This is a genomic window from Psychroflexus sp. MES1-P1E, from assembly GCF_002836055.1.
In the GTDB taxonomy this organism is placed as follows: Bacteria; Bacteroidota; Bacteroidia; order Flavobacteriales; family Flavobacteriaceae; genus Psychroflexus.
This window is the reverse complement of record NZ_PJBS01000174.1, coordinates 1-4,809: the sequence shown is the minus strand read 5'-3', so window position 1 is coordinate 4,809 and position 4,809 is coordinate 1. Positions and strand designations below refer to the sequence as shown.

The 4,809-nt window shown below is 31.2% G+C and carries 5 protein-coding genes; all 5 read left to right on the top strand.

What is annotated here, in order from left to right:
* The first annotated feature begins 187 nt into the window (after window positions 1–187).
* The 5 genes from CXF67_RS08070 to lgt all read left to right on the top strand — a co-directional run bounded on the left by CXF67_RS08070 (window position 188) and on the right by lgt (window position 4,628).
* Entirely contained in the window at window positions 188–805 is a 618-nt protein-coding gene (locus CXF67_RS08070; RefSeq protein ID WP_102088294.1) for a hypothetical protein, read from the top strand.
* Window positions 806–879: 74 nt separating this feature from the next.
* Window positions 880–1,554 (top strand): hypothetical protein, encoded by a 675-nt coding sequence (locus CXF67_RS08065; RefSeq protein WP_102088293.1) that lies wholly within the window; start codon window positions 880–882, stop codon window positions 1,552–1,554.
* A 281-nt stretch (window positions 1,555–1,835) separates the two neighbouring features.
* Complete coding sequence (locus tag CXF67_RS08060) at window positions 1,836–2,435, top strand: hypothetical protein (protein ID WP_145990403.1); 600 nt, start codon at window positions 1,836–1,838, stop codon at window positions 2,433–2,435.
* A 227-nt stretch (window positions 2,436–2,662) separates the two neighbouring features.
* Window positions 2,663–3,610 carry a hypothetical protein gene (locus CXF67_RS08055; protein WP_102088291.1) on the top strand — a complete coding sequence of 316 codons (948 nt, stop codon included), beginning with the start codon at window positions 2,663–2,665 and terminating at the stop codon, window positions 3,608–3,610.
* A 175-nt stretch (window positions 3,611–3,785) separates the two neighbouring features.
* On the top strand, window positions 3,786–4,628 hold the full coding sequence (gene lgt, locus CXF67_RS08050; protein WP_102088290.1) for a prolipoprotein diacylglyceryl transferase: 843 nt from the start codon (window positions 3,786–3,788) through the stop codon (window positions 4,626–4,628).
* Window positions 4,629–4,809 lie beyond the last annotated feature (181 nt).

Sequence of the window (4,809 nt, the reverse complement as noted above, 5' to 3'; positions counted from 1 at the left end):
TTTTGTGCTAAACCGAAAGGTCTGTGAATATTAATGAAGTCCGCTAAATATAAAATTTGGCATTTAGAACAAAAAAGATAAAAGCAAAATATTTATATTTAGCTAAGTAATAAACCGAAACCTAAGTGCCTATCAACTGCCCTACGTTCCTTATACTAAACGTTATGCAAAACTTAAAACCAGATAAATGATAAGAACTATTTTGACCTCACTAGCATTTTTTATTAGCTCAGTAATTTTTGCTCAAAACCAAGGGAATTACATCATAATAATTAATAATGACTCCATTAGAGTTGATATTAATAATGATTTTTCCTATAAGACTACTTCAGGAGAAGAATTGACAATTAGTATTATACAGCCTGATATATTGACTTATTCAGATGATATGATTTCTTTTAGCCATGATAAGTCACTGAGTGTGTCAAACTCAAAAATTGAGCAGGGTATTGAACAGTGTATGATTGTGAAATCCACAGGTAATGGTTTTATGGTTCAAAAATATCAGACAATGAACCCAAGTAGTTTGACTCAATTAATGCTGAATGAACTTACTAAAGAAAGCATAAATTATGGTTATTCGAAATCTGAAAAGAAGTTCAAGAAAAAACTAAAAAGTGGTCAAATAATTGAAGGTATTCAGGCTACTCTAAAATATAAAGGGGAAAAAGAAGTATATACTGTAGCAACTTACGGAGCAAAAGATGAAGGTATAATCGTAATTACAATGTTATTAAACGAGGATTTTAAAGAGGATCAAGAAATAATTAAGTTATTCTTAGAAACATTATCTATAAATGACTGATAAATTTGCATAACAAAACCTAAACTGCATTAAAACGCAGTTTAGCTAGACGTTGTATGTAATCAAAGAACTGAATGGAAAATCAACCAATAAATAAAGATGTTAGTGAAGAGGACTTGAACCTTATCTATGATTCTATAGATGATTTAAATAAAGAACTAAATAATGTTGCGGTTGAAATTTTCAAAAATGAAACTGATAAAAAAGTACTATCTAAACCAAGTCACTTTACATTCTCTATTGTTCATCGTGCAATTGAACTGAATAGAGGTTTTAAAGCATTAACTGAAACGAATAATTGGATTACAGCAATCAATTTAATTAGGCTACAGGCTGATAATTGTATGCGACTATTCGCTTTAAGTTTAGTTCCTGACAGACTTGACTTCTATCAAAGAATTATGAAAGGCGAACATATTCGAAATATAGAAGACGGTGATGGAAATAAAATGACTGACTATTACTTGTCCAAAAAGTTAGACATTCTTTATCCTGGATTTCGACTATTATACGGAAATACAAGTGGTTTCATTCATTTTTCGAAAGAACATATGAACATAAACAATGATAGAATTGATAATGGGGATGATTTTGTAATGTATATACGTCTTGCAGAAACAACCGAATTTCCAATCCACAAAAAAATTGACTATGCATTTAATATGTTTATGACTGGAAAAGAACTGTATAAACTTCTGAAATGTTATAAATTAAGTAAGGAAGATTTTATGAAAAATTACGGTGAATAAAGACTACATACAACAATGGCTATAATTAATACGGGTTTTGGTGCTTAACCCAAAGTTTAGAGCTTTAAACTAAGTCCGCCAAATCTTTTGATTTGGTTTTAAAAATGAAAAGATAAAACAAGATAAAAAGTTTTGGCTAAGTGCTTAATCGGAAATTCACTACTTTTAATTCCCGTACTAACCATAGCCGAGCCGTTACAGCACATATGACCATAAAACTAACATTTGTCATAATTTCAACTTTTCTGCTTTTTATAAGTTGTGATAAAAAGCAGACGGATTTGGAATTTGAAAAATCTGTTGCTAATGAAATTTTTCCAGTGTTACTTGATTCTGTATTTCACGATACAAGATTGGCACCGCCACCACCACCGCCACCAAATTCTGAATGGAGTGATTCAACAGCAATTAAATGGGACGAATCTAAAATGATAGCCGAATACGAAAAACGAAAAGCTGAATTAGAAAAGGACACAACAAAATTGGTAATTGCGATTGTGGACAGTACTTACCAAATAAATGAAAGAGCGAAAAAAGAACTTATTGATTTTTACAAGGATTTCGAAATTGAATTAGATACTCTCAATATTGAAGAATCCTATAAAATAAATTTAACGGATTTAAAACACGCTGATAAGTTTAAGCTGAAATATCGTTCTGAATTGCCAGCGACAAGCAAAGTGTGGAAAGGAGATTACGATTTTTATCTTTCTGGAATAACTGGGTTTTCCCGAATTCAATTTGACCGAACAAAAAATTACGGAGTTATGATAAGCGGATTTGGTTGCGGGCGACTTTGCGGATTTAGTGGTTTGGTTTTTATTAGAAAAATAAATGGTAAATGGATAATTGATAAAATAAAAGTTACGGCAATATCGTGAAAAAATACGTGCTGTAACACCGTATATAGCTCATAGCTAATTAGTTGATTAATCGAAGTTATAGCGTATTTGGAAGTTCGCCAAATTTTTTAATTTGGCTTATTGAGAAAAAAGATAATAATAAAATTAAAAAATTGGCTCGTGCTTAACCGAAAGGTAATCGCTATTTTGCACGCTACTAGCCATATACACAACCGTTATGCACAATTAAAAACAACTATAATCCAATGAAAACTAAAATTCTAATTCTACTAGCCTTTCTTTCTCTTCTTTCTTGTCAAAACACTAAGAAAACATCTAGTAAAGAAAATACACCAACTTCTAAAATCAACATCAATAAAGGTTCTGGTAAGTTTATCATCGAAGGAGGACATAACAAAGCAGATAGTATTGTAATTCACTATTACAAACCAAGTAATTTTAGTAAAACATCAGATGTTGTTTATGTAATACCCGGAGGTGGACGCAATGGAGATGATTATAGAGATTCTTGGATTGAAAAAGCTGAAGAATATAATGTTCTGGTATTATCACCCGAATATAATGAAAAAAACTATCCTGAATTTTGGAATTATAATTTGGCTGGAATGTATGAGGATGTGAAAATTAACCAAGATAGAACAGCAATTGAGAGTTTTAGAATAAATAACAATCCAAAAGAATGGATATTCAATGATTTCGACAGAATTTTTGAAGAAGTTAAGGGAAATCTTGATTTAAATACAGACACCTACGATATGTTTGGACATTCAGCTGGAGGTCAGATACTACATAGATTTGCAATCTTCAATTCAAATAACAAAGCGAATAGAATCTTGGCAGCTAATTCTGGTTGGTATACCACACCTACGGATTCAGATGAATTTCCATATGGTCTTAAGGGGACAATTCAATCTTCAGAAAAGATTGACTACAGTTCTGAATTAATTGTTTTTTTAGGTGAGAAAGATGATGCCAACGAAACAAGAGGAAGCTTAAGGCGTTCCCCAGAAGCTGACAAACAAGGTTTAGGGAGATTAACTAGAGGAAAATATTTTTATAATTCATCTAAGGAAATCACATCTCAATTTAATAAAAAACACAACTGGAAATTAGAAATAATCCCAGATGTTGGACACGATTACAGAAAAATGGGACAAGCTGCTGCTGACTATTTATACAATTCTGAAAAATAAAAGTGCATAACAATGTATAAAAATAATAGCAGTTTTATCGCTAAAACGAAAGTGAGTAAATATAAATAAGGTCTGTTTTTAACCGAAAAGTAAGTGTTTTTTAACCCGCTACTATTCTTATACGAGACGTTGTGTGTAATGCAAAAAAAGCTTTGCTACCATTGAAAATTACGATATGATTTTAAACTATATTAATTGGAATCTTGACCCAGAAATAGCAAATATCTTCGGATTTTCTATTCGCTATTACAGCTTAATGTTTGTAACAGGAATAATTTTGACTATTTATACTTTAAAGTGGCTTTTCAAAAAGGAAGGTTTATCATCTGAAAATCTTGATAAACTTACAATGTATGGAATTGTTGGTTTAGTTGTTGGAATGAGACTTGGACATTGCCTTTTTTACGAACTAGATTATTATTTAGCAAATCCACTTGAAATGATACTTCCTATCAGGTTTCTTGAAGAAGGAGGTTTTGAATTTACTGGTTTTCAAGGTTTAGCAAGTCACGGTGGAGTTTTAGGTTTTCTTATTGCATTGTTTTTTTACTCTCGAAAGACAAAACAATCAATGATTGGCACTTTGGATTTAATTGCGATCGCAGCACCTTTATTAGGCGTATTTATCAGATTTGGTAACTTTATGAATTCAGAAATTATTGGAATTCAAACGACAAGTCCTTTAGGTGTGATTTTTGAACGAATAGATAATATTCCAAGACACGCAGCACAATTATACGAGGCAATTTCCTACCTTATCATTTTTACGATTATGGTATTTCTTTATAAAAAAATGAGGCATAAATTTAAAAGAGGATTTTTCTTTGGACTTGTGCTTGTGCTAATTTTTGTAGCAAGATTTTTAATTGAATTTGTAAAAGAAAACCAAGTTGGCTTTGAAGATGAAATGTCTTTTAATATGGGACAAATTTTAAGTATTCCTTACGTTATAATAGGCGTAGGATTTATGATATATGGACTGATACGTGCGAGAAGCACTACACACAACAATGTATAAAAAACATAGGGCATTTGTGGCTTAACCGAAAGGTCTGTGAATATTAACTAAGTCCGCTAAATATAAAATTTGGCGTTTAGAATAAATAAGATAAAAGCAAAATATTTATATTTAGCTAAGTAATAAATCGAAACGGAAGTGCTTATCAACAGCCCTACGTTTCTTATACTGAACGTTGTGC